Source organism: Bifidobacterium margollesii (assembly GCF_002860355.1).
Classification (GTDB): domain Bacteria; phylum Actinomycetota; class Actinomycetes; order Actinomycetales; family Bifidobacteriaceae; genus Galliscardovia; species Galliscardovia margollesii.
This window is the reverse complement of record NZ_NMWU01000009.1, coordinates 17,779-41,659: the sequence shown is the minus strand read 5'-3', so window position 1 is coordinate 41,659 and position 23,881 is coordinate 17,779. Positions and strand designations below refer to the sequence as shown.

The window sequence follows — 23,881 nt, the reverse complement described above, 5'->3', positions numbered from 1 at the left end:
GGTCGGCGATCGGCACGCGCATCGGGATGCGCGCCCCCTTCGCCCTCCTGCCCTTCGAACGCGTGCGGTGCCGCTTGCCGCGCGGCAGGTACTGCCTGAGGTCCAGCGCCTTCTGGGGTTTGGCGTAGATCCACTGGTAGAGGCACTCGTGGCTTATCCGCATGCGCGGGTCGTCGGGCCATTCGATTTTGAGCCGTCCCTCGATCAGCTCCGGCGTCCATCCCTTGCGCAGCGCGTCCATCACCCAGGAGAGCAGCGGGTCGTACGCCATGCGCAGGGGCTTGCGCGACCTGCGGGCGCGGGTCTCGGCCTTGCGCTGCGCGGTCAGGGCCGAGTAGAACGGGCGCGCGGTCCATGCGCCCGTCTTCAGGCGTTTCGGCCTGTACGGACGGTAGGAGTCGTTCTCGTTGGACGCGAACCACAGGCCGCGCCTCAGCTCGCGGCTGACCGTGGACTTGTCCCGGCCGATCCTCAGGGCGATCTGGCGCACGCCGAGCCCCTCTCGGTTCCTCAGTTCGTCGATCCGGACTCGTTCCTCGGCCGACAGGTGGGAATACACTTTCGTCATGGGCGCAGCACTTTCTCTTCGGTTGTGGACTTGAACACTTCCAACCTTAGACAGGTGTTGCGCTTCTATTTAGAACCCGGGGGCACCTGATCGGAACCGCATTCCTGGTACGGTGTAGTTCGTTTCCGGTGCGGGAATTCCGTATTGAAGCAGCGTCAGTCGGCATAGCGTCTCCGGTGGAGACAGTACGTTGAGTCTGGCGAGCATCAGCGCTTTCCGGCATATTCGTTGCCCCCTGAACGATGTTCGGTCGAGAAAACTCCGCAATGTCGATAACGGGTCGTTGGTTCCCTCAACAAGCATGCGCAGGAGAATCGCATCGGTGAGCGCGATGAACTGATCCAGTGGTACGAACCTCGCCATATGCGCCCAAGTGTGTACGAGGTCAAGCGCATACACCCCTTCCGATATGCGGATCTGCGCGGTTGTGTCGAACGTCGACCAGACGTGTGCGGCCATCCGTTGTGATTGGATTCGTCGGTTTCGTGTGCTGGCGACGGCATGTAGCTTTTCCGTGTCGATCGAGCATTGTTGCGGAATCGGCACCATGTGCAATGCGAGTGCGGTGGTCAAGGAGAACAGTATGCTGCGATGAAAACGCCTGGTCTCGTCAAGACATCGTTGCAGTGTGTTCCGATAGCGTTCGGCAAGGATGTCGTTCATGGATTGGGACGTGTCATAAGGATGCATGATGGATAATGCTCCCGATCTCGGTGTGATCGGTCCGAATCCTGATGGCACTGCGATTGAGCTCGATGCTGTGAAGGCGTCTCGCGACTTTGCGTTTCGATGACCTTGGTCGGTTCGATGATGATTTCGATGTGATGTGACGGCTGTTGATGGTGATCGCATGATGTCCCCTTGGTGATCGGTGTCTCTACGCTAGCGGATCTTCACTCGCAGCGGAGGGGAAACCGAGGAATGTGGATAACTGTGGCGAAGCGGTGGCGTCAATGTGGAAAAGTGAAGGTGGAGGAGCGCTAATCGTTATGTGCTATGAATGCGATGGAGCAGACTGCAAATCAGCAAAAACGCAGCGTAATCCAAGGAATTGATATTGAGGGACTTTCCAGATCATTGGAATCATGCGGTTTTTGACTTACCGAAATGGGGAGAACGATGGATTAGAGCGTGTTTTCGCGGAAAAGCGTTTTGATCCATCGCAGAGGGATGATGATCGGCTTCGCCATGCTCGTCGATGGTCATTAAACGAAAACGGCTCCCGAAGTGGGAGCCGTTGAACGGTATGCAAACGGTAGCCGTATGCGAAGTGCCTACGATTGGCTACCGTCGCGGCTCACACGCGGGTGAGCTTGCGGTGCAGGCGGTGCGGACGGGCCGCATCCTCGCCCAAGCGCTTGACCTTGTTCTCCTCGTAGGCCTGGAAGTTGCCTTCGAACCAGTACCAGTTGGCCGGATTCTCGTCGTTGCCCTCCCAAGCGAGAATATGCGTGGCGACGCGGTCGAGGAACCAACGGTCGTGGGAGATCACCACGGCGCAGCCGGGGAATTCGAGCAGCGCGTTCTCCAACGATTCGAGCGTTTCGACGTCGAGATCGTTGGTGGGCTCGTCGAGCAGCAGCAGGTTGCCGCCCTGCTTCAGGGTGAGGGCGAGGTTCAGACGGTTGCGCTCGCCGCCGGAGAGCACGCCGGTGAGTTTCTGCTGATCGGAGCCCTTGAAGCCGAAGCTGGCCACGTAGGCGCGGGTCGGCACCTCCACGCCGCCGACCTCGATGTAGTCAAGACCGTCGGAGACGGCCTCCCACAGGTTCTTCTTCGGGTCGAGTCCGGCACGGTTCTGATCCACGTAGCTGATCTTCACGGTCTCGCCGATCTTCAGCTCGCCGCTGGTGAGCGGCTCCAGACCGACGATGGTCTTGAACAGCGTGGACTTGCCGACGCCGTTCGGGCCGATCACGCCGACGATGCCGTTGCGCGGCAGCGTGAAGCTCAGATCGTCGATCAGTACGCGGTCGCCGAACGCCTTGTGGATGTGCTTGGCCTCCAGCACCGTGGAGCCCAGACGTGGTCCCGGCGGAATCTGGATTTCGGAGAAGTCGAGCTTCTTGGAGTTGCGTGCCTCCTGCTCCATCTGGTCGTAGCGCTCCAGACGGGCCTTGTTCTTGGCCTGACGTGCCTTCGGCGAGGAGCGAACCCATTCGAGTTCGTTCTTCAGTCGCTTGGCGAGCTTGGCGTCCTTGGCGCCCTGGATCTCCATACGCTTGGCCTTGGTTTCCAGGTAGGTGGAGTAGTTGCCCTTGTACGGGTACAGGTGGCCGCGGTCGACCTCGCAGATCCATTCGGCCACGTTGTCCATGAAGTAACGGTCGTGGGTGACGGCGATGACCGCGCCCTTGTACTGGTGCAGGAACTGCTCCAGCCACAGGATCGATTCGGCGTCCAAATGGTTCGTGGGCTCGTCGAGCAGCAGCAGATCGGGGGCTTCGAGCAGCAGCTTGCACAGGGCCACGCGACGGCGCTCGCCACCGGAGCACACGTTCACCGGGGTGTCCGGGTCGGGACACTGCAGGGCGTCCATGGCCTGTTCGAGCTGCGAGTCGAGATCCCAGCCGTTGGCGGCGTCGATCTCGGTCTGCAGCTTGCCCATCTCCTCCATGAGGGCATCGAAGTCGGCGTCCGGGTTGGCCATCTCCTCGCCGATCTGGTTGAACCGGGCGACCTTGTCGGCGATCTCACCGAACGCCATCTTGATGTTCTCGCCCACGGTCTTGGTGTCGTCCAGCGGCGGCTCCTGCTGCAGGATGCCGACCGTGTAGCCCGGGGTGAGCGTGGCCTCGCCGTTGCTCACCGTGTCAAGGCCGGCCATGATCTTCAGCAGCGTGGACTTGCCCATGCCATTCGGGCCGACCACGCCGATCTTCGCGCCCGGCAGGAAGCTCAGCGTCACGTCGTCGAGGATCACGCGGTCGCCGTAGGCCTTGCGCGCCTTGATCATCTGATAAATGAATTCAGCCAAGTGAGTTCCTTATCTCTATCGTTGGTTGTATTCCGTTGATTTCCCAGAATTGCCCGCCCCGGCCGTCTCGAATCGTCTCGTAATCGTTTCGTAATCGCTTCGGGGTGTGGCAAAAAGTACCAAAGCCATTATTCTACAGGCCATCTACAGCCATGCGCAACGGTGTCGGGCACGGGGAAGGAATTCGGTATTGACTACGATGAGCGGGGGTGGAACGGCTGCGATGATCGTGACGGTCGCGACGGCCATGACCGGTCTGACGGGCACCGGGATTGCGGCGACTTCAGGCACGGGAGATGGAAAGGAACGAGCATGGCTGATGGTGATGCAAACGGCGCAGGCCTGTCTCATCGGGCATTGTCGCTTATCGCCGGAGTGGAGAGCGTGGCATGTTTTTTCGGATGGGTGGTCGTCTTTGCGTTGGGTGCGGATCATCCCGTTCCCTCGGGATTCCGGAGGCTGATCATGTTGATCGGAGGGCTGATGATCGCTCAGTTTCTCCATGTGCGTCGACTGCTCGCGGATATGCCGGTGCGATCGACGTTTCGGCGCAATGAGACGGCGTTCGCCGCGGCGGGGGCGTTGACGGCGATTCTGACGGGCTGGTGGAATCGAGCGGATTTCGCCGGCCCTGCCGGATTGATATGGCTGCTGGTGGTGACCGGGGTCGGCCTTCTGTACGGCGGTGCGCTGTGGGGTGTGAACCGGATGATGGTGTCGGCGTTGTTGCGGCATGGCCGTTTCGGAATCAGCGGTGATGGCAGTGATGGCGGTGATGTACCGGAAAGATAGTGTCGTGGCGTTTGTGGGAGATCGCCGCCACGGCGACGGTGATCGCCATGATGACGAGCGTGGCGGATGTTGTTTTGATGACACCAGTTCGCGCATGGCTTGGACCGCCTGCTCCGAATGGGCTTCGGCCGGGGAGACCAGAAATACGTCGGGATGGCGGGCGGCCAATCCTATTTTGGCGAGTTGGTTTGCCGGGAAGTCCTTGAGGTTGAATGTGACGATTACGTCGGCATCGCCGTTGTGGGCTGCGGCCGCTACGTGACGGTCGTTCGGATCCGGTAGGACGACTTCGTTGGCCAGCCCTGGCTCGGAGGGGACAAGGTAGTACGGTTTGATGTTTCGGATGGCGGCAAGATAACGATCCACCCATGTTGGGTCGCGGCCCAGATCTTCCACGAACGTTCGTCGAGCCTTTTCGAGCACATCATCCGAGAATTGGGGGTCGAACAGGTGATGGTCGGCAAACGTGAGCAATACGTCCGTCAGCCATGTGTGGGGAAAGATATTCGCATCAAGGAAGGCGATGACCATGGTGGATCTGCCTTGCCTGTTTCAGTTGAAATGAGACAGGCAGGCGGCATGGTCGACGTCGTCCAATCCGCCTCGACTGGCGGAGACCCGCATGTCTTCGAGCGCCTTGTGTCCGTTGGCTTCGGATTGATTGCGGTAGGCGACGACCCGTGCGCGGGAAACCATGCGATTGCCTTTCGCGCCGTATCGGGTGAATGGGATCTCCCCGGCGTCGCGTATGCGTGCGACTGTTTTCGAGGAGACGCCGAGGATCTGTGCGGCTTCGCCCGTGGTGATGAGATCTGAGTCGTCGTCATGCATGATTGCGTCGAACGCGCGACGCAGTTCCTCGGCGCCCAACGGGATCGCCTTGCCGTCGCCTGATGTGATGTATGCGGAGCCCTTGCTGATCCGGGGAATGGGGATTGCCTCGAATGTGGTCATGGCCGTTCCTTTCCGATGGCGTTTCCTCTGATTGGAAACTTTGCCGGACGTATCGGCAATATCGGACGAATCGGACATGATGTCGGTCGCGTCTCACTTGACCCGGCGCCCCCGGTCGCGAATGAACAGCGAGGCGGCGAGGCAGACCGCGCAGACGATGGCCACGTCGCGGAACGATGCACGCACGCCGAGGGCGGAGGCTGAGGCTTCATCCATGCCGGCCCGCACGGCGCTCGCCGCATGGGTGTTCATGATGGTGATGAGCAGGGCGATGGCCATGGCGCCCGAGGTCTGACGCATGGTGTTGTTCATCGCGGTGCCGTGGGGGATGCGATCGCCGGGCAGCTGATTCAGCGCGGCGGTGACCAGCGGCATGGAGCTGAACGCGGAGCCGGCCAGCAGCACCGTGAAGTACAGCGCCGGCTGCCACACCGGCGTGTGCTCGCTCATGGTGGCGAGCAGTGCGGCCGCCACGGTGAGCAGGGTGAAGCCGATCAGAGCGATCGGCCGGCCTCCGATGCGGTCGTACAGTCGTCCGGCCACCGGGTTGAGCAGACCCATCACGATGCCGCCGGGCATCATGATCAGACCGGATTCGAGCGCGTTGACGCCCAGATCGTTCTGCAGGTACAGCGGCAGTACGTTCTCGATGCCGATGAACGAGGCGAAGCCGATCACCGAAACCGTCAGACACAGCGAGAACATCGGCAATGCGAAGATGCGGAAGTCGAGCATCGGCTGATCGAGATGCAGCTGTCGGACGATGAGCAGCGTCAGTCCCACCGCGCCCACCGCCAGCGAGACCAGCACCGTCATGCTGGCCCATCCGGCCTTGCCGGCGTCGGAGAAGCCGAACAGTATGCCGCCGAAGCCAAGCGTGGACAGTACCACGGAGAGCACGTCGATATGCGGATGCGCCGGCTCGCCCACGTTGTAGACGGTGAACCAGGAAGCGATGATCACGCTGCCGGCGATCATCACGAGGATGATGAACATCCAGCGCCAGCTGAGCCATTCGATCAGCAGTCCGGAGACGGTGGGGCCGAGCGCGGGCGCGAAGGCGATGACCATGCCGAACATGCCCATGGCCTGACCGCGGCGCTCCGGCGGGTAGACGCGGAACAGCACGGTCTGCAGCAATGTCATGAGCACGCCGGCTCCGCACGCCTGGAGGATGCGTCCGGCGAGCAGCAGCGGGAAGTTCGGTGCCATGGCGCAGGCCAGGGAGCCGGCGAAGAACATGCCCATGGCATAGCCGAACAGCTGCCGTGTGGTGAAGGTTTCGATCAGGAACGCGGTGATCGGGATCATGACGCCGTTGGTGAGCATGAATCCGGTGGTGAGCCACTGCACGGTGCTGTTGGGCACGCCGAATTCACGCATCAGCGTGGGCAGTGCGGAGATCATCAGCGTCTGGTTGAGCACGGCGGCGAACGAGCCGATCATCAGCGTGACGATCATGGCCTGCGTATGCCGGGCCGTTCGCCGGGTTGTGGTGTGTTCGGTGTCGGTGCTTTCGTCGGTGTTGCTTCGGTTCGAGGTCATTGCTGTTTCGTCCTTCATATGGCGTTCATATGGCGTTCAGGGGTGTATCCGCGAGAAAATCCGAATGTCATTTGAGAAATCCGAATGTCATTGTAGTGCCGATCATCATGAAGTCGGACGCCTACCGTCCGGTGACCCATCGGGCGTCGGACCGCACATGTGGCGCCATCAGCGCGATGACCGCCAGCAGGCAGGCGAGCATGATCATCAGGATCACGTCCTCATGACCGCGGGTCTGCAGCAGGGCGCCGATGAGCGCGCCGATGGCCAATGCGGTCAGCACCAACGCCCGACGCCCCAGCTTCGACTGCTCATGCCCGTGGGCCGAGGTGTCGGCCACGATGCCGGTGAGCGTCATCGTGAGCACGGTGGTGGGCATGTCGGGCACCGAAAGCTTGCGGGCCGTGGAGTTCTGGATGCCCATCGCCGGCGCCAGCAGCACGATCAGCGTGATGACATGCAGATCGACGTGACTGGCCGTGGGGAAGTTCAGACTCGGGCCGGTGTCTCGGACCGCCTGCGCGACTGCCGCACCCGTTCCGGCGCCGCCCATCGCGGGCTCGGGGGCGAACCGATTGAGCAGATAGATGCCGATCAGCGCCGCGGCCACGAACGCGGCCTGCACGCAGGTCGAAATCAGCAGGTGCTTGGCGCGGTTGCCCTCGAACCGGTGGATGATGCGCCCGCCGATCACCGCGCCGGCGACGAACGCCACCAGGGTCAGCGTGGACGTCCACCAGACGAACCCTTCGGCATGGGCGATCGAAAACCCCAGAAAGACGATATTGCCGGTCACGTTGGCCACGAACACATGACCGAGTGACAGGTAGCTCAGCGCATCCACCAGCCCCGAGACGAACGTGAGGATCACCAGGGCGGGGGAGAGCAGTCCGTATCGGTCGTCCCTGCCGGGGACAAGCGTGTGGACGGCCTCGGAAAGATGCGATGTCATGGTGATCGACCTCGGAAGATTGTGGCGGCGTGGGATCGGGATGATCGGTTGGGCGATCGTCCGGCCGATCGGTATGGCCGATCGGTTCGGGACGGGTGGAGTATATCGCATCATGATGTCGGCGTCGGCAACATCCGATGGCATATGGAAACCGTAAGGACGATATGACAGCCGGTGCCCGCGAACCTATCATGAACCATGAGTCGTCACAGCCGAGGGAAGGGATGGCGATCGGGATGAGGGATGACGTCGTCGGCGGGGATCCGTCGGGTGATTCGGAAGGCGTGCCGGCGATCGTCACACGGCATCTGACCAAACGGTACGGCAGGGCCCGCGGCATCGAGGATGTGAACCTCACCGTGCGGCAGGGCGAGATCTTCGGATTCATCGGGCCGAACGGTGCGGGCAAATCCACCACGATCCGCACGCTGCTGGGATTGATCCGCAAAACGAGCGGCGAGGCCTCGATCTTCGGTCTTGACTGCGAACGGGATCGCACGCGAATCCTGGAACAGGTGGGGTATCTGCCCAGCGAGGTGTTCTACTACGACGGCATGCGCGCCCGCGATCTGCTGAACTATGCGGCGAGCTTCTATCGTGTGGACTGCTCGGCGCGCATCCGCGAACTCGCTGCACGACTTGACCTTGATCTGGATCGGAAGGTCGAGGACATGTCGCTCGGCAACCGCAAGAAGGTCGGCATTGTGCAGGGGCTGATGCACCGTCCGCGGCTGATCGTCCTCGATGAGCCGACCAGCGGGCTCGACCCGCTGATCCAGCGCGCGTTCTTCGACCTGATGCTGGAGGAGCGCCGCCGAGGGGCCACGGTGCTGTTCTCGTCGCATATTCTTTCCGAGGTGCAGCGCATCTGCGATCGCGTGGCCATCATCCGCGAAGGCCATGTGGTCGACGTGCGGAGTGTGAGCGAGATGAGACGCTCCGCGGTCAAGCGGGTGACGATCGGCATCGACCACGCCGATGCGGCGCACCGCGTATTCGACGATATGCCCGGCGTCCGTTCGCTGACCGTGGACGACGGGGGATCCGCCGGCGGAACGGCAACGGTCTCGTTCCTGTATGAAGGCGACTGCAACACGTTGATCGCCTCGCTCGCCGACATGAGCCTTGCCGACGTGGAGATCGCCGAACCGACGCTGGAGGAAGTGTTCATGCACTACTATCGACCGGATGACGAATCGTCGCGGCTGGATGCGACGTCGGGATCTCACGGTTCGGCGCGATCCCATGCGGGGGAGCTCTCGCGATGAACGTTTACCTGTTCGAGGTCAAGGCCCAGATGCGCGGATTCCTCGTCGGTCTCATCGTGCTGATCGGCGTCGCCGTGCTGTTCCTGGGTGGTGCGTACCCGATCTACCGGGATTCCAAAACGGACGTGGAGCGGATGATCGACGGGTTTCCGCCGCAGTTCGCCGCCCTGTTCGGCGTGAACGGCGACATCTTCTCGTTCGGTGGGTTCTATCGGTTCAGTTCGCTGTACTTCATGCTGATCATGGCGATCATGTCCTGTGCGTGGGGACTGTCGGTTCTCGGACGTGAGAGGCGCTCGAAGGCCGGTGACTTCCTGTTCGTCATGCCGTCGCCTCGGATTCGCCTGTATCTCGCCAAACTTGCGGCCGGTCTCACGCTGGTCGTCGTGTCCGGTCTGCTGTATCTCGTGGCCGTGGCGCTGATCTACGGCCATTACGGCGACGATCCCACGGCCACGTCCATACCGTTGTCCCGATTGCTGCTCGCCGCGGCTTCGCTGCTCGGCGTCGGCGTGCTGTTCCTCTCGTTCGGGGTGCTGGCGGCGGTGCTGCTCAACCGCATCCGCAGCGTTTCCGGCATCGCCACCGCATTCGGCGTGCTTGGGTTCATGCTGGTGTCGTTGCCGGAAATGACCGGTGAGACCAAATATCGTCTCATCTCCCCGTTCACCTGGTTCAATGTGTCCGAAGCGCTGGACCACGGGCGTTACGAGGCCGGTTATCTGACTCTCGCGGCCGTGGTGGCCGTGGCCTGTCTGGCCTGTGGGGCCGTGCTGTATGCACGCGGTGATGTGAGGGGGTTGCGATGAGATTCGGCGGAACCGGGGCCGTGGCCGCCATGATCCTGCGTGAGCTCAAGGCCAACGCCAAGGCCCTGCTGATATGGAGCGTGGCCATCGCGCTGTTCAACGTGGCCGGCGTGATGAAGTTCGAAGGCGTAGCGGCGGGCGACCCCGAGGCCGTGCGCAGGCTCACCGACGCCTTCCCGAAGGTGGCGCTCGCCGTCATGGGCATCTCCGATCTGGATATGTCCACCTTCGCCGGGTATTACGCGGTGCTCGAGTTCTACGCGGGCATCATGGCGGCCGTGTATGCGGTGGCGCTAGCCCGCAATGCGGTGTCCCGTGAACTGACGGACGGCACCTACGAGTTCCTGTTCGTGCGTCCGGTGTCTCGCGCGACGATTCTGACGGCGAAGCTCGCTGCGGCGCTGGCCGATGCGGTGGCGTTCGTCGCGGTCAATCTGGTTTCCTCGCTGCTGTGCCTCGGGATGCTGGAGAACGGCGATGTTCCGGGGTTGTCGTCGGGATCGTCCGAGCTGTCCGGGGGATCCGCGTCCACGGTGGTCTGGCGCTTCGCCGTCTGGCTGCTCGTGATGATGCTGGTGTTCGGCGCGATCGGCGCGTGCGCCGCCGCCCTGTGCCCGAATCCGGATCGCGGGGCGGCGGTCGGCAACGCATCGGTGGTCGCGGCCTACTGCGCGGGCGTGGTGTACGACATGTTCTCCGATCACGACGCATCGACGGTGGCCCGCGTGCTTTCCCCATTCCGCTACGCCACGCCGGGTGAGGTGATCGACGGGCGGGCGCCGGTGCCGTTCGTCGTGCTGGCGGCGGTCATCGTGGTCGCCGGCTGTTCGGCGACGTATGTGGCTTTTGCGCGCCGTGATCTGGTTGCTCGGTAACCATCCGGGATTCAGTGGGCCAGCACGGGGATGCGGGCGTCGGGCGAGAGCGGTCCGGTCGGCAGGAACCCGGTCGGTGGTACGTGCATGAGGTCGCGATCCCTTTCATCCATCGGATAATCGGCATAGGCGCAGATTCGATGCTGGCCGTAGCCGACCTGGTATCGGCCGTCGTCCGTTTTGACCGCCTCCACGCTGGGGTCGCCGTAGCCGAACCACATTTCCAGGAACGTGCGTTCCCGTATCGAGGGCACGTCGAATTCCAGTTCCGGATTGGCTTCCGGCCGCTGTTCCAGACGGTTCGCCGCCTTGCCGATCTGATCGCGAATGGCATGCCAATCCATGGCGTCCCATTGCAGACGGTTGTATTCCTCATGCCTGCTCGGCCAGAAATCGTCGTCGAAATCGCCGTCGTACGGCTTCGGCACCTGCGGGAATTCGAGACGTCCCAGCGGTATGGTCTGCCATACCGCGTTGGAGCCGATGTTGTTGTTGGCCGTCAAGGAGAACGTGCCCATTGTGAAACCCTCCACCACCCTGATGATCGTTCGTGCCGCGGGCACTCAGTTATGCGTCGCGGCCGGCTGGCGTGATTGCGACTTGCGCCAGCGATATTCCATTATATGGATTCTTGTTTATCATTTGGTCTTGCGATGCCGAGTCTGCTTCTTGTTTGACGGGCCGACTCGAATCGAATCGCCCGAAGTCCCGCCTGTTCGGCGGCTTCGACGTTGTATGGCGAATCGTCCACGAATACGGTCCGTGAGCGGTTCAGGCCGAATCGTTCGACCGTCAGGTCGAAGATGGCCGTCTCGGGCTTCTTCACGCCTTCGATGCCTGATACCACGATGCCGTCCAGCATGCCGAGGATGGCGCCCATCCGGTGTTGCATGACCGGCCAGGTGTCATGCCCCCAATTGGTGAGTCCCCATACGCCGATGCCGACGGCTTTCAGATCCGCCAGCAGCTCCGGCATTCCGGGGATTGCGCCGGTCAGCGTCTTGTCCACGTTTGCGGCGTACGCGCGCATTCGAAGTCCGAGTCGTGCCCCGTATTCGCGTTCGTAGGAGTCGATCAGCGCGGCGTAGTCCATACCGCCGTCGTGCAGATCATCGAAATACATGAAGCCGCAATGGTCGTCGGGGGCGAGGAAGTCGTCGATCTCCTCGCTGGTGAACGGTCCCTCCAATGCTCGTCGTGGCTGCCAGCCGACAAGCACGCCGCATAGATCGAAGATCACATCTGTCGGGGTTGTGATGTCTGAGCTTTCGATGGGTGTGTTTCCGGATTTCGGTGTTCCTTCATTTGTGGTTTCGATGCCCATTGCATACCGCCTTTCCGACGATACTGTCCCAAATTCATCTCAAATAATGAAACGATGACCGATTATAGGGAATTGCGCCGTTTGGTGCATGGTCGTTTTCGGGAGTCGGACGGGGTGGATCGGGGTGGATTGGAACGGATCGGACGGGGTGGATCGAGCATGGGTGGCGAATGCGGGCGACCGTGCTCACTGTGTTGCTTGTGTCGTACATAGATAGAATATATACTTAAGTATATGAATGACAAGTATGGTGGACGACGTGGCCGAGGCCGAACGGGGGCTCCGGATCGTCAGGAGGCGCGGTGGCCGGTGTTGTGGGTGCGGGCCGCCATGCGCACGGCGATTCTGATCTGTTTGGAATCCGGGCCGTTGCATGGCTATGGCATCGCCCTGGCGCTTGAGGAGTTGGGATTCGGCAGACCCAAAGGCGGCTCGCTGTATCCGATTCTGGAGGAGCTTAAGAATGCGCGGGCCGTCGAGGATGAATGGGAACAGCATGAGGGTGGCCCCGGTCGACGGGTGTATCGCCTGACCGATGCTGGTCGCGAGCGGCTGTCGCATGAGCGCGAGCAGTGGGGTGCGCTGGTGGACGTGCTGGTCGGAGATTCGAATTCGACAGAGGTTTCGGAATCGAAGGCCGGGGTCGGTGACGGCGGAACTGATGCCGGTGTCCGGGATTCCGACGTCGCCGGCGATGACGGTTCCCGGACTGCCATCCGGGTCGCCGACGACATTCTGCAGGAGGTGCGGCGGGCGCCCAATGCTGGCCGTCGCGTCGCCGAACGTTGGGAACGGAACATGAGATAGGGGGCTATCATGACTTTTCCGAGCAGGAAAGCGATCGGAAGTGGGAAAGCGGCTGCGCGTGGGAAAGCGGCTGGCGGTACGGTCGATTGCTCCGGCTGGTCCGATGTGCTGGAACGTTATCGGCGGATGCGTGGCGATGACGCCGACCGGGTCTGGGCTGCGAATGCGGCTGGCGAGCTGCGTGGGCGCTGGCATGTCAGTGATGACAGGGTGCGTCGTGCGTTGGAGGAACAGTGCGGATTGCTGCAGGAATTCCTTGACGAGTCCGATGAGGGGAGCGGAGGCGGTCGTTCGCTGGACGAGCTGCTGGGGAGCCCTCGGGACTGGGCGGCCGAGCGGGTCGAGGAATGGCGGGAAAGCGGCATCGACGCATTCTCGTATGACCGACCGAAATCCATGCGCGAGGTTATGGTGACGGCGATGAGGGCTTCGGCTCCGGTGTATGCGGTGTTCTGGCTGATGCTGGTGGTCGGCGGCTGGTCTTCGATGGCGGGATTTTCGATGATGTGGCGGAACGTGCTGGTTCCGTCCCCTGCGATTCCTGGGGATTCGCATACGCTGTGGTCCGGTGATGGTCTGTTCCCGCTGCGGGACCTGTTCATGCCGTTTGTGATCGTGCTGGCGATGGGGTTGGTGCAGACGACGTATCGCCGTGTGCTGCGTGGCGTATCCCACACGCTGGCCGTGCTGTCGGTGATTGCTCTGGCGGTTGCCGTGGGTCTGGCGGGCGCGATGGCGTCCGAATGGCTGCTGCCGCCGATGCGGGTGAACGCGGCGTGGCTGCTGTGGATGGCCGCGATGTGGGCGGTGGCGGGATATGTCGTGGGATGGCTGTGGAAGGAGCCCCTACCCAAGACCATGGCGAGTGAATCGAGCCCGTTCGTGGACGATGCGACGTGGATCCGCGACGTCGGAAGGCTACTGAGGGAGCGTGGCGACATCACCGATGGCACCGCCCGGCGTATCTGCGAGGAGGCGAAGGATTTCTCTTCGCAGACGGGGTTGCGGTTGGCCGCCGAGTTCGGCACTCCCGCGGAGTATGCCCACCGGTTCCGCGAAACGTCCGTTCGTGCTCGTCGGGAAATGATCGGCACCATCGTCACGATGGTGATGCTGACCGTGATCATGGGGGCTGCGCTGGTGCTGATCGTCAGAGGGGAATGGGAAGGATCGTTGGTGCCGGTGGTGGTGCAGGGCGTGTTCTATGTGATCGCAGCCGTCGCCACCGCGGATTCGATCAGCGGATATCGGCATGCTTCGCGTCTGATGAGCGACGGTAAGCGGAAACGCGGGATCGGACGGATGGCATCATGAAGTATGAGACAGGTCGGCCGCTGGTTGATGTATTCCGGGCATACGAGAGACTGAGAGATAGGCGGGATGATCGCCAGTGGGCCGAACGGGCCGCTTGGGATCTCGTGGAACGGCATCATGTCGGCGTCGATGCGGTGGGCGATGCTCTGAGTCGGGAGTTGACACTGCTGCGCGACATGCTGACGGCGGATGGGTGCGGGGATGATGCCGTCGTACGGGATGCCGATGGAACGGTATCCGGTCGACCCATACGGGATCTTCTTGGAATGCCGGAGAGCTGGGCGGAGGAGACGGCGAAATCTTGGCGCGACGACGGGATTGACCGGTTTGACTATGAGCAGCCGATGACGATACGCGATGTCGTGGTCTACGGCTTCGGGTTGTCGTGCGGATTGGCGTTGATGTTCTGGATTGCTCTGGCATTCGCCGTTCGAGATTGGGGAACGCCCGGAATGACGAGCCGAGTGTTTCTGCCGTCACCGGTACTGATCGATGTCGATGATGTGACGCAGGCGGGCAAGGCCGTGGGATTGATCGCCTGGCCGATGCCGCTGATTCCGTGGCTGCTGACCATGCTGGTGCTGTTGGTTGGCCGGGCGTATCGTCAGGTGCTGGCCGATCGATCATTCATCATGGCGGTGGCCTCGTGCGCGGTGTTGGCGGTGGCAGGCATTGCGCTGATGGTTGCGGTGATGATGATGGCGGCGAACGGTCCGTATGCGCATACGGCGTGGATGCTCGCATTCGCGGGATTGTACGGACTGGCCGCCTATGGGATCGGACGACTGTGGCGCGAACGTGACGACGATGATGCGGACGTTGGCCCGATGGCTGATGACCTGCTGATGAATGACGACGAATGGCTTGAACGGGCCGCATCGCTGCTCCGGGAGCGCAATGATATGACGGACAACGATGTACGACGAATCTGCAGCGAAGCGAAGACCCATGCGAAGCACAACGGTTCCACGCTGGTTGCCGAGTTCGGTACTCCCGGAGAATACGCGCACAGGTTCGCACCTACCGGGAAGAATCGCCGTCGAGAGTTCTGGTACTGGGTGTTCGCCGTCCTGCTGGCTCTGGCGAATATCGCATGGCTCATCGTTACCGGAGGTGCGGTGACATGGTGGGTCGTCGGGCAGCTGATCTGCTTCGACATCGCCATGATTCTCGCCTGGCGCGGCTGGAAGGCGAATCGGAATCACTAGGAAACGACGTCGCCGGCGAATCCGTCGGTGGTGAATGGAACCGCGAGCTCGCGGATGATCTGTCGCGGTGTTCCGTGCTGTGCGGATATCCTACCGCTTACCGGCCCTGTTGTTTACCGTTTGATTACCGGCCTCGCAGGGCGAGCAACGTGTGATAGGCGCCGGAACGAATGGAACCGATGCCGTCGGTGTTGTTGAGGGCCCGTTCCACTGACTGCACGGCTCCCAGCGACGGTACCTTGGGCAGGGAATCAAGATCGGATGCGGAGCGACGACTCCTGCGGTTATGCATACGGAACCGGTCGCGGCTCATCGCCTCACCGGTGGCGCACATCTTGTCGCTGATGCTCACCAGCCAGCCCTCGGTGTACTTCGGCTGCACGTTGGTGAGCGGATACATGTGATTGATCAGACTGTCGGCCACCACATCGTTGACGATATCGCGCCCGTAGTCGCGGATGGCGTTCAGACAGGCGATACGACCGTGGGTGAAACCGTGCAGACGATGCCAATCCTCGTGATCATGCCAATCGTAAAGGAAATAGTCGTGGAGCAGCGACGCCACCACCAGCGACCGCATGTCGACGATGTCGTCCAGACCGAAGCGGTGGGCAAGCCGCACCGAACGTTCGGCCACGGCTAAGGAATGCTGAAAGGTGGTGGTGTTGCCATGCTGGAAATAGCGTTTTTCCGACTGCATACCCGGAGATTCGATGATGTCGAGACCGTACTCCAGTACGGTGAGAAAGGCGTCGCTTGCCGAATCGGCATCGGCATTGGCTTCGGTATCGGGAGTATTCATGGTATCCATCGCGAAGAGATTCATCACGGTAGTTCGAAGTCCTCTCTGAGTTTGCCCATCGCTGAGTTGACCCACCATTTAGAGTAGACAACAAGCCCAAAGTTGTCCATTGCGATCCACCATTCATCACCTTCTCGTGACTTGATGTTCACTGTTGTCGCATCGGTTCGGCCCAAAGCGGAAAACGGTCATATTGTTACGGACTGTTGACTGAAATCACGGTGGGAAAGGACTAAGCTCCCACACTGAATGCACCGACCCCATACGGGATCGATAAGAGACGCTTACGATGTAGTGCTGAGAATTTGGAGGTCCGGCATGGCCAGCGGCAAAGCGATGACGGTAAGTGAAATGGTCGGTCTGTTCGTCTCCCCGGAGGCGCCCCTTCGGGTCGACGCCTTCGACGGTTCGACGTTCGGTTCGCAGCGGGCGGATCTGCATGTGAAGATCAACAATCCCGATGCCATTTATCAGATCGCCGAACATCCCAACGAGATCGGTGTGGTGCGCGCCTACATTCTCGGAGATTTCGATGTGGAGGGCATTGATTACGCCGATCCGTATCCGGTGCTGCGTCGATTCGTCGAGCTGGCTCCCTATGTGCTCAAGCCCAGTCCGCTGGATATTGCCCGCGTGGTGGCCGCGGTGTTCAGCCACGGATTCCGCAAGGCTCCCGTGCCCGAAGTGGAAGGGCCTTCGAAGTGGCAGCGCATCAAGTCCGGTCTGCTGCCGCACACCGAAAAAGCCGATTCGGAAACGGTGAGCTACCACTACGATCAGTCCAACGACTTCTACGCCGATTTCCTCGGACCCTCGATGACCTACACCTGCGCGGTGTTCGAAAACGAGGACATGAGCCTCGAGGATGCGCAGGCCAACAAACTGCGGCTCATCCTCGACAAACTCGGCCTGAAGCCCGGCCAGCGTCTACTCGACATCGGCTGCGGCTGGGGGTCGATGGTCATCACCGCGGCCCGTCGCGGCATCAAGGCGCTGGGCGTCACGCTGTCCAAGGAACAGGCCGCCTACGCGCAGGAATGGATCCGCCGTGAAGGACTCGAGGATCTGGCCGAAGTGCGCGTGATGGACTACCGTGACGTGCCCGAACGCGACTTCGACGGCATCTGCTCGATCGGCATGATGGAGCATGTGGGCGTGAAGAACTACAAGAGCTATTTCGGTGAGATGTTCAAGCTGCTCAAGCCAATGGGCCGTCTGCTCAACCATCAGATCACCATCAGCCACGGCAAGCCGAACGGCAAGCCCGGCACCGACGAGTTCCTCGACCGTTACATCTTCCCCGACGGCGATCTCGGTACGCCCGGATTCATCGAAAGCTGCATCCATGACTCCGGATTCAACGTGGTGCATCAGGAGAACCTGCGCCAGCACTACGCGCTGACGCTGCACCATTGGAACCACAACCTTTCCGAGCACTGGGATGATGCGGTAAAGCAGGTGGGATTCGACCGTGCCAAGGTGTGGGGCCTGTACATGGCCGCATGCTCGCTGAACTTCGAACTCGACGGTATCCAGATTCACCAGTTCCTCGCCGTCAAGCCCGACCGCGTCGGACACCCCGACGGCAAGTGGTATCCGCTGCGCCCGTGGTGGAGGGCCTGACGGTTCGGATCGTGCCTGACCGGATGGACTTGCGGTCTGCGGCTGGCGGGTCGTGCCGTAAGGTTCGGGTCGTGCCGGACGATGGTCTCGCGGTATTCGCGGTATTATCGTCCGGTGAAGAGAACCGAGCAGATCAAGCAGACTCCCCAAGGCGTTGCGGCCACGGTGGCCCAGGCCTTCGTCTATGGCATCTTCCCCCTGTACTGGGCTGCACTCGACAGTGTTTCCGCGATGAACGTGATGCTGTATCGCATCGTCACCGCGTTCGCGGTGATGTTGCTGGTCATGGTGGTTTCCGGCCGATGGGGGAGGTTTCTCGCCTCCGTGCGATCGCTGTGGAGGACGCCGAAACTGTTCTGGCTTGAGGTGCTCGCCGCGGTGCTGGTGTCGATCGATTGGGTGGTGTACATCTATCTTGTGGTGATCGGCCACACGTCCGAGGCCAGTGCGGCGAACTTCCTGATGCCGCTGATCAACATGCTGCTGGCGTTGTTGCTCCTGCGCGAACGGACCACGCGGCTCGGCATCGTCTCCATGATCATCGCGCTGGTGGGCGGCGGGCTCTATGTGCTGGACACGGGGGCGTTCCCGACGTTGGCGTTGCTGATGACCTTCAGCTACAGCGGATACTGTCTGATCAAACGGTTCATTCCGCTGGATTCCTTTGAGTCCCTCACCTTCGAGACCGGGGTGCTCACCCCTGTGGCGTTCGTCGCGTTGGCCGTACAGCCGCGGTTCGGCGTGCCGGCCGGAGCCCCCGCGCAGGTGTGGGTGCTGCTGGCTTGTTGCGGCATCCTTACGGTGGTGCCGCTGGTGCTCACCTCGTATGGCGTCAAGCATGCGCATTTCCTGACACTGAGCTTCACCCAGTACATCACGCCGACGATCCAGTTGATGCTCGGCATTCTGGTGCTCGGAGAGCAGGTGCCGGCTCACCGGTTCATCTCGTTCTCGGTGATCTGGTTGGCCCTGGTGGTGTATTCGATCGACATCGTGATCCAGCATCGTAGAAAGTTGACGTTGGGCGGGATCGCCGGGTGAGGACGTTTGGCGACGACGTTGGGCGACGACGTTGGGCGGGATCGCCGACTGTTGAAGGTTTGGTCTTGTGCGGTGAACCATACGGTGGTTGAATGGCTTGCAGAGTAGGGGAGAATGGAGCGGCCATGGAATCATCGGTTGGGGGCGGCGGGCACGGTGTCGGTGTCGGAACTAGGATGAATCAGGGGGCTGAGCGTCAACTGGGGGCGGAGCGTCAACGGGGATCTGAGCGTCGTCGGGGGCGCCGGCCCGGTAACAGTCCCAGTCGTCAGGCGATTCTGGACGCGGCGTGTGAGGAGTTTTCGCGCAATGGATATCGCGGCACTACGCTCAAGGGGGTGGCGTCCGCGGCCGGCGTGGATGCGAAGCTGGTGAAGTACTACTACAAGGACAAGGAGACGCTGTTTATGGCAGCGGCCTCCGAACTGTTCCGTTCGCAGGAGTTCTTCAGCCTGCTGCATGAAAACCGGCATGATCATGCGATGGATTCCACTGGATGCCGTTTGGTATACGCCTTTCTGATGCAGGCGGTCGATCCACGGCGTCGTCTGCTGCTCGGGCTGCTCAAGGATCTCGGTGCGAACGAGGAGTTCCGGAACTTCTATGTGCGGTTCCTGCGCAACGAAATCGCAAACAGCGTTCAGCCGCCCTTGAACGACGAATACGCTTCGGAGCGGCTGGGGCTGGTGTTCTCGCAGATCATCGGACTGGTTTCCAGTTGGCATCTCATCGAGATTCCGGCACTGAGAGAGCATACGGTGTTGGAGATGGCGAGGATCGTCGGACCGGTGGTGGACCATTATCTGTACGACGATCTGCCGCTCGATCAGATTCGCGGTGATCGACGAATCGACGGGAGTCAGGCCGAGGGGAATCAGGCCGAAGATGAGTCGGAGGCACCCCGGTAGATCGATGTGCGGTGGATGACGAGCCATGCCACGCCGAAGACCATGACCGCTGTGTAGATGAACAGCAGTGTGCCGAAATGCGCGTTGGCTGCCGGAATCGACTGCGTGGCGGTCTGAGTCACCGCGGAGGCGCTGAGCGAGGAACCGAAGATCGCGATGCCGATCGCACCGGAACCCTGCATGGCCAGATCGTTCATGCCGACGCCTCGGCCGCTCTGCTCGGGTGGCAATGTGGCGAGTACGGTATCGACCACGGGGGAGTAGGTCATCGCCATGCCGATGTAGTACACCGAGATCGTGACGGCAAGCGGCCATGAGCTTGACGATCCGGCCGCCAGATACAGGTACAGTCCGCTGGCCAGCAGGCCGAGTCCCATCAGCGTGCCCGCGGTGAGGATGGAGCGGAATCGTCCCAGTATGCCGACGATGCGGCCGGACAGCGTGCCGGTGACGGTGGCGAGGATCAGAGCCGGCAGCAGGAGCAGGGAGACCTGCGTGGCGCTCATGCCGTAGATCATCGAGCCGGCGGCGTTGAACAGCGGGGTGACCGAGAAGTTCAGCGAGTAGAAGATCACGATAAGCAGCACGGCCTTGATCCAACGGGTGTTGCGGAAGAACGCCGGGGTGACGAACGGGTTGCGGGCCTTGCCGATGTATGCGGCGAAGCAGACGAACGACAGCAGGGATGCGGCGATCAGCGGCCACATGAGGTTGGAGAAGAACAGGGTGAGGAACAGGGCTCCCGCGCCGAACAACGCGAAGCCGATGGCATCGATGGAGGTGCCTTTGCCCGCCACGTTCGGCAGATCCTTGATCAGCGGAGGAACCACGAGTATGGAAAGTGCGGGGATGAGGAACAGCCACGACCAGTCGATGGCGCTGAAGATGCCGCCGCACAGTACGCCCAGCGCCGTGGAAAGCTGGAACACCGCGGTGAACAGGCCGAAGTACAGCAGTTTGGTTTCAGGCTTGAGGTATCGTGCCACGATCACCAGGTACACCGAGCCGGCCGCCTGGAATCCGACGGTCTGGACGCAGCGGGCCACGATCACCAGAATCAGACTGCCATGAAACAGGAATCCGAACGCGCAGCCGATCCACAGGAGGACCATGCCGACGAAGGTGAGTTTCTTCAACGAAACGAAGTCGCACAGCGAGCCGTAGATGAAGCAGGCGATGCCGAGGACCACGCCGGGGATGGCGGTGATCAGCGAGGCTTCGGACACGGCTCCAAGATCGGTGCCGATGTGTTCGAAGACCAGATTGAACGCCTGCAGGCATAGTACGCCCAGCAGATAGACGAACAGCAGGGGGAATAGGGCCCTGTGGGCCTTGTCCGCGATGACGTCGGTACTAGTGGCGGGAATGGTGGCCGTGGTGCCGGTCGCCTTGATTCCGGTCGTTGCTGATGATGGCCGATTGCTCATGATGAGTCCTTACCTTGTTCGCGGCCTTGATTGGCGGCGGTTGGGGTCTCTTGGGTAATCGGCTCGGATATTTCTTATGCGGAGGAGCCGGAGGACCGCAATGCCCAGTGTAGTGCCATGGGGGGATTGAGACGGATCGATCGGATCGGGGATGAGAGAACAATGGCTCCCCGGTAAGGAGTCCGGGGAGCCATTGGATCAGGCCTTGGCGAGGCCGGTGATGCGGGTCATGAACTCGTTGAGGAATCGCGGTACGTCGACGCCGACCGCGACCTTCATCGTCTTGACCGGATCGTTGAGCCTGTCGTTGTCGCCGATCGTGCGACCACGGGTCGGGCCTTCGACGTCCACCTGCATGTTGATGTCGAGCGTGGAGACCAGCGACGGGTCCACGGCCACACCCACGGCGAGCGGATCATGCAGTCCGCAGCCGCCGAGCTTCGGGGCCGTGGTCTCGTAGGCCTTGATGTAGTAGTCGGTCATGTCGGCGAGGAACCTGCCGGCTGGGGTGCCGAGGTCGCGCCACAGTTCGGTCTGCTGGTAGGTGAGCAGAGTCTGCAGCGTGACGTCGAGACCGATCATCGTGGCGGGGGCTCCGGAGCGGAACAGCGCATCCGCGGCGTCCGGATCCTGCGAGATGTTCGCTTCGCTCCATGCCGAGACGTTGCCGCGGACGGTGAGCGCGCCACCCATCAGGACGATCTTCCCGATCTCATCCTTGATCTCCGGCGCCTTGGCCAGCGCGGCGGCGATGTTGGTCATCGGGCCGGTGGGCACGTAGACCAGATCCTTGCCGTACGTCTTCACCGCATCGATGATGAAGTCGACGGCGGATTCGGATTCCGGCTCGCGGTTCGAATTGGGGATCTCCACGTCGCCGATGCCGTTCTGTCCGTGGATGAAGGCGGAGACCGGCTGCACTTCGAACGAATCCTTGGTGCTGGCATGCGGCAGGCCCTTGTACACCTTCACTTCGGGGTGCCCGAACAGGTCGGTGACGGCCAGTGCGTTGCGCACGCCCTGATCGAGCAGTACGTTGCCGTAGGTGCCGGTGATGCCGATGAGTTCGACTTCGGGGCTGCCCAGCGCATAGGCGGTGGCCAGCGTGTCGTCGATGCCGGTATCGAGATCGAGGATGAGTTTCTTAGCCATGATTGACTCCTTAGGAAAGCCGGATCTGCGGGATCACCAGACGAACAGGCCGACGGTGGCGGCGGAGAGCAGGGAGACCAGAATGCCGGAGAGCAGCATGCGGCCGACCTGCTTGGAGATGGCGTCGTTCTTCTCCTTGGAGACGATGCCCTTGAAGCAGCCGATGACCATGCCCAGCGTGGAGAAGTTGGCGAAGGAGGTGATGAACACCGTCAGTACGGCCTTGTAGTGGGCGGCGTAGGTGGCGACCTCGCTGGTGATCTGGCCCATGACCACGAATTCGTTGGTCACGAGCTTGAGACCCATGAGCTGCGAGAAGTGCCATGCGGTGCCCGGGTCGAGACCCATGAGCCAGGCCGGCACGTACATGATCACGCCGAGGATGGATTCGAGCGAGAGCTTGTCCCAGATCATGCCGAGACCGGCGTCGATGAGTGCGGCGAGCGCCACGAAGGCCACCACGTTGGCGGTGATGATGAGGATCAGCCTGCCGCTGCCGAGGATCGAATCGCCGAGGAAGGAGAAGAACGGTTCCTTGACCGGCTTGCTCGGATCGTGCTTGAAGAATCGCTTGTACGCCGGCAGGGCCTTGTATTCCTCGATGGCCTTGTCCTTGGCGGCCTGCTCCTCGGCGGTGAGCTCCACGACGTCGTCTTCGGAGGCCGGGTCTCCCAGACCGTAGATCACGTCCTCGTCCTTGGTGACTTCGACCGGGTAGAGCATGTGGCTGACGATCAGGGCGTTGATGCAGTTCAGCGGGATGGCGGTGATCACGAATTCGCCGGGCACCATCTGGATGTAGGAGCCGATGATGGCGGCGGTGACGCAGCTCATCGACATCATGGCCAGAGTGACGTTGCGCCCGGCCTTCATGCGCTGCAGCTGCACCTTGGAGACGGCGAGGGCCTCGGTGTTGCCGAGGAACATCATCTCGACGGCGTAGAAGGTCTCGAACTTCGGGCGACGGGTGACGAAGCTCAGTCCGCGGCCGATCCACTTGATGATCCACGGCAGGAAGCCGATGTAGGTGAGGATGTCGAACAGCGGGACGATGAGGAGGATCGGCAGCAGGGCGCTGGCGATGAAGTTCACCGGGGCGGGGTTGGTGCCGTCGGCGCCCACCCAGTTGGCGAGGGCGAAGTTGACGCCCTTATAGGAGATGTTGACGATGGCGGCGAATCCGTCGGCCGCGGCCTTCACCGCGGCGCGTCCCCATTCGAAGCTGGTGAGGAACCACGCGATGACGAGGTTCAGGGCGAGCATGCAGCCCACGGACATGTAGTCGATGCCTTTTCGATTGTTGGAGAATACCCAACCCAGGGCCAGGAAGACCACCAGGCCCAGAATGTTTACCGCTAGATACATGAGTTCCCTTCCTTTGGTTCTCAGTTCTCGGTACCGTTCAGGACTGTGTGCGCTGTTCGGTACTCCGTTGCCCACGATAGTGGGCGTTTATGTCCTTCGATTGATGGATCGAAGGAAGAGTTTTCGATGTCGTTCCGTCATCGAGCGGTGTGACGACGGGACGACATCCC

22 protein-coding genes are annotated in these 23,881 nt (G+C 61.6%); 9 read left to right on the top strand and 13 right to left on the bottom strand.

From position 1 onward, the window contains the following. The 7 genes from Uis1B_RS03410 to Uis1B_RS03380 form a co-directional block, all read right to left on the bottom strand. On the bottom strand, positions 1-568 hold a 568-nt coding region (locus Uis1B_RS03410), incomplete at its 3' end, for a helix-turn-helix domain-containing protein (protein ID WP_133124819.1). A gap of 69 nt (positions 569-637) precedes the next feature. Then, positions 638-1,231 (bottom strand): hypothetical protein, encoded by a 594-nt coding sequence (locus Uis1B_RS03405; protein WP_133124818.1) that lies wholly within the window; start codon positions 1,229-1,231, stop codon positions 638-640. A gap of 634 nt (positions 1,232-1,865) precedes the next feature. Next, positions 1,866-3,545, bottom strand: coding sequence for an energy-dependent translational throttle protein EttA (ettA, locus tag Uis1B_RS03400; protein WP_101615590.1), 1,680 nt, complete (start codon positions 3,543-3,545; stop codon positions 1,866-1,868). 144 nt (positions 3,546-3,689) lie between these two features. Beyond that, entirely contained in the window at positions 3,690-4,868 is a 1,179-nt protein-coding gene (locus tag Uis1B_RS03395) for a PIN domain-containing protein (protein ID WP_101615588.1), read from the bottom strand. A gap of 21 nt (positions 4,869-4,889) precedes the next feature. After that, positions 4,890-5,291 carry a helix-turn-helix domain-containing protein gene (locus tag Uis1B_RS03390; protein ID WP_165782708.1) on the bottom strand — a complete coding sequence of 134 codons (402 nt, stop codon included), beginning with the start codon at positions 5,289-5,291 and terminating at the stop codon, positions 4,890-4,892. A gap of 93 nt (positions 5,292-5,384) precedes the next feature. Then, entirely contained in the window at positions 5,385-6,836 is a 1,452-nt protein-coding gene (locus Uis1B_RS03385; protein ID WP_165782707.1) for a DHA2 family efflux MFS transporter permease subunit, read from the bottom strand. Positions 6,837-6,957: 121 nt separating this feature from the next. Continuing rightward, entirely contained in the window at positions 6,958-7,788 is an 831-nt protein-coding gene (locus Uis1B_RS03380) for a YoaK family protein (RefSeq protein WP_101615602.1), read from the bottom strand. Between the two features lie 224 nt (positions 7,789-8,012). Between Uis1B_RS03380 and Uis1B_RS03375 the strand changes: the two genes are divergently transcribed. The 3 genes from Uis1B_RS03375 to Uis1B_RS03365 are packed head-to-tail and all read left to right on the top strand — an operon-like array spanning position 8,013 to position 10,740. Further along, entirely contained in the window at positions 8,013-9,056 is a 1,044-nt protein-coding gene (locus Uis1B_RS03375; protein WP_243390241.1) for an ABC transporter ATP-binding protein, read from the top strand. Then, positions 9,053-9,865 carry an ABC transporter permease gene (locus Uis1B_RS03370; protein ID WP_101615582.1) on the top strand — a complete coding sequence of 271 codons (813 nt, stop codon included), beginning with the start codon at positions 9,053-9,055 and terminating at the stop codon, positions 9,863-9,865. Before Uis1B_RS03375 ends, Uis1B_RS03370 begins: the two co-directional genes overlap by 4 nt. Next, positions 9,862-10,740 (top strand): ABC transporter permease subunit, encoded by an 879-nt coding sequence (locus Uis1B_RS03365; protein ID WP_101615580.1) that lies wholly within the window; start codon positions 9,862-9,864, stop codon positions 10,738-10,740. Before Uis1B_RS03370 ends, Uis1B_RS03365 begins: the two co-directional genes overlap by 4 nt. An 11-nt stretch (positions 10,741-10,751) precedes the next feature. Here the strand turns inward: Uis1B_RS03365 and Uis1B_RS03360 are convergent, their stop codons facing one another. Continuing rightward, positions 10,752-11,273 (bottom strand): hypothetical protein, encoded by a 522-nt coding sequence (locus Uis1B_RS03360; protein ID WP_133124817.1) that lies wholly within the window; start codon positions 11,271-11,273, stop codon positions 10,752-10,754. Positions 11,274-11,359: 86 nt separating this feature from the next. Beyond that, the gene (locus Uis1B_RS03355; RefSeq protein ID WP_101615576.1) at positions 11,360-12,064 is read right to left on the bottom strand and encodes an HAD family hydrolase; all 705 of its coding nucleotides are present in this window, start codon (positions 12,062-12,064) and stop codon (positions 11,360-11,362) included. Between the two features lie 234 nt (positions 12,065-12,298). Here Uis1B_RS03355 and Uis1B_RS03350 point away from each other — a divergent pair, with 234 nt between their 5' ends. The 3 genes from Uis1B_RS03350 to Uis1B_RS03340 all read left to right on the top strand — a co-directional run bounded on the left by Uis1B_RS03350 (position 12,299) and on the right by Uis1B_RS03340 (position 15,393). Continuing rightward, positions 12,299-12,871 (top strand): PadR family transcriptional regulator, encoded by a 573-nt coding sequence (locus tag Uis1B_RS03350; RefSeq protein ID WP_101615574.1) that lies wholly within the window; start codon positions 12,299-12,301, stop codon positions 12,869-12,871. A 126-nt stretch (positions 12,872-12,997) separates the two neighbouring features. Beyond that, complete coding sequence (locus tag Uis1B_RS03345; RefSeq protein ID WP_101615572.1) at positions 12,998-14,185, top strand: hypothetical protein; 1,188 nt, start codon at positions 12,998-13,000, stop codon at positions 14,183-14,185. Next, on the top strand, positions 14,182-15,393 hold the full coding sequence (locus tag Uis1B_RS03340) for a hypothetical protein (RefSeq protein ID WP_101615570.1): 1,212 nt from the start codon (positions 14,182-14,184) through the stop codon (positions 15,391-15,393). Before Uis1B_RS03345 ends, Uis1B_RS03340 begins: the two co-directional genes overlap by 4 nt. A gap of 124 nt (positions 15,394-15,517) precedes the next feature. Here the strand turns inward: Uis1B_RS03340 and Uis1B_RS03335 are convergent, their stop codons facing one another. Beyond that, a complete protein-coding gene (locus Uis1B_RS03335) occupies positions 15,518-16,195 on the bottom strand; it encodes an HD domain-containing protein (protein WP_101615598.1) in 678 nt (225 codons plus the stop codon). 318 nt (positions 16,196-16,513) lie between these two features. On the opposite strand from Uis1B_RS03335, the gene Uis1B_RS03330 reads away from it, so the two are divergent. The 3 genes from Uis1B_RS03330 to Uis1B_RS03320 all read left to right on the top strand — a co-directional run bounded on the left by Uis1B_RS03330 (position 16,514) and on the right by Uis1B_RS03320 (position 19,767). Continuing rightward, complete coding sequence (locus Uis1B_RS03330) at positions 16,514-17,818, top strand: class I SAM-dependent methyltransferase (RefSeq protein ID WP_101615568.1); 1,305 nt, start codon at positions 16,514-16,516, stop codon at positions 17,816-17,818. A gap of 81 nt (positions 17,819-17,899) precedes the next feature. Next, a complete protein-coding gene (gene rarD, locus Uis1B_RS03325) occupies positions 17,900-18,859 on the top strand; it encodes an EamA family transporter RarD (protein WP_101615566.1) in 960 nt (319 codons plus the stop codon). A 176-nt stretch (positions 18,860-19,035) separates the two neighbouring features. Then, the gene (locus tag Uis1B_RS03320; protein ID WP_165782706.1) at positions 19,036-19,767 is read left to right on the top strand and encodes a TetR/AcrR family transcriptional regulator; all 732 of its coding nucleotides are present in this window, start codon (positions 19,036-19,038) and stop codon (positions 19,765-19,767) included. Here the strand turns inward: Uis1B_RS03320 and Uis1B_RS03315 are convergent. The 3 genes from Uis1B_RS03315 to Uis1B_RS03305 all read right to left on the bottom strand — a co-directional run bounded on the left by Uis1B_RS03315 (position 19,734) and on the right by Uis1B_RS03305 (position 23,711). Next, positions 19,734-21,194, bottom strand: coding sequence for an MFS transporter (locus tag Uis1B_RS03315; RefSeq protein WP_101615562.1), 1,461 nt, complete (start codon positions 21,192-21,194; stop codon positions 19,734-19,736). The two genes, Uis1B_RS03320 and Uis1B_RS03315, sit on opposite strands and share 34 nt — an antisense overlap. Before the next feature lie 198 nt (positions 21,195-21,392). Next, positions 21,393-22,346 (bottom strand): nucleoside hydrolase, encoded by a 954-nt coding sequence (locus tag Uis1B_RS03310; protein WP_101615560.1) that lies wholly within the window; start codon positions 22,344-22,346, stop codon positions 21,393-21,395. Between the two features lie 33 nt (positions 22,347-22,379). Next, positions 22,380-23,711, bottom strand: coding sequence for a NupC/NupG family nucleoside CNT transporter (locus Uis1B_RS03305; RefSeq protein ID WP_101615558.1), 1,332 nt, complete (start codon positions 23,709-23,711; stop codon positions 22,380-22,382). Positions 23,712-23,881 lie beyond the last annotated feature (170 nt).

What these genes read in the sequence shown, in the direction of transcription:
- Uis1B_RS03305 (WP_101615558.1), bottom strand. Translation starts at nt 23,711, where the DNA reads ATGTATCTAGCGGTAAACATTCTGGGCCTGGTGGTCTTCCTGGCCCTG.
- Uis1B_RS03320 (WP_165782706.1), top strand. Translation starts at nt 19,036, where the DNA reads ATGAATCAGGGGGCTGAGCGTCAACTGGGGGCGGAGCGTCAACGGGGA.
- Uis1B_RS03355 (WP_101615576.1), bottom strand. Translation starts at nt 12,064, where the DNA reads ATGGGCATCGAAACCACAAATGAAGGAACACCGAAATCCGGAAACACA.
- Uis1B_RS03405 (WP_133124818.1), bottom strand. Translation starts at nt 1,231, where the DNA reads ATGAACGACATCCTTGCCGAACGCTATCGGAACACACTGCAACGATGT.
- Uis1B_RS03390 (WP_165782708.1), bottom strand. Translation starts at nt 5,291, where the DNA reads ATGACCACATTCGAGGCAATCCCCATTCCCCGGATCAGCAAGGGCTCC.
- rarD (WP_101615566.1), top strand. Translation starts at nt 17,900, where the DNA reads ATGGTCTCGCGGTATTCGCGGTATTATCGTCCGGTGAAGAGAACCGAG.
- Uis1B_RS03370 (WP_101615582.1), top strand. Translation starts at nt 9,053, where the DNA reads ATGAACGTTTACCTGTTCGAGGTCAAGGCCCAGATGCGCGGATTCCTC.
- Uis1B_RS03365 (WP_101615580.1), top strand. Translation starts at nt 9,862, where the DNA reads ATGAGATTCGGCGGAACCGGGGCCGTGGCCGCCATGATCCTGCGTGAG.
- Uis1B_RS03335 (WP_101615598.1), bottom strand. Translation starts at nt 16,195, where the DNA reads ATGAATACTCCCGATACCGAAGCCAATGCCGATGCCGATTCGGCAAGC.
- Uis1B_RS03315 (WP_101615562.1), bottom strand. Translation starts at nt 21,194, where the DNA reads ATGAGCAATCGGCCATCATCAGCAACGACCGGAATCAAGGCGACCGGC.
- Uis1B_RS03375 (WP_243390241.1), top strand. Translation starts at nt 8,013, where the DNA reads ATGGCGATCGGGATGAGGGATGACGTCGTCGGCGGGGATCCGTCGGGT.
- Uis1B_RS03330 (WP_101615568.1), top strand. Translation starts at nt 16,514, where the DNA reads ATGGCCAGCGGCAAAGCGATGACGGTAAGTGAAATGGTCGGTCTGTTC.
- Uis1B_RS03380 (WP_101615602.1), bottom strand. Translation starts at nt 7,788, where the DNA reads ATGACATCGCATCTTTCCGAGGCCGTCCACACGCTTGTCCCCGGCAGG.
- Uis1B_RS03385 (WP_165782707.1), bottom strand. Translation starts at nt 6,836, where the DNA reads ATGACCTCGAACCGAAGCAACACCGACGAAAGCACCGACACCGAACAC.
- Uis1B_RS03395 (WP_101615588.1), bottom strand. Translation starts at nt 4,868, where the DNA reads ATGGTCATCGCCTTCCTTGATGCGAATATCTTTCCCCACACATGGCTG.
- Uis1B_RS03310 (WP_101615560.1), bottom strand. Translation starts at nt 22,346, where the DNA reads ATGGCTAAGAAACTCATCCTCGATCTCGATACCGGCATCGACGACACG.
- Uis1B_RS03350 (WP_101615574.1), top strand. Translation starts at nt 12,299, where the DNA reads ATGAATGACAAGTATGGTGGACGACGTGGCCGAGGCCGAACGGGGGCT.
- Uis1B_RS03345 (WP_101615572.1), top strand. Translation starts at nt 12,998, where the DNA reads ATGCGTGGCGATGACGCCGACCGGGTCTGGGCTGCGAATGCGGCTGGC.
- Uis1B_RS03340 (WP_101615570.1), top strand. Translation starts at nt 14,182, where the DNA reads ATGAAGTATGAGACAGGTCGGCCGCTGGTTGATGTATTCCGGGCATAC.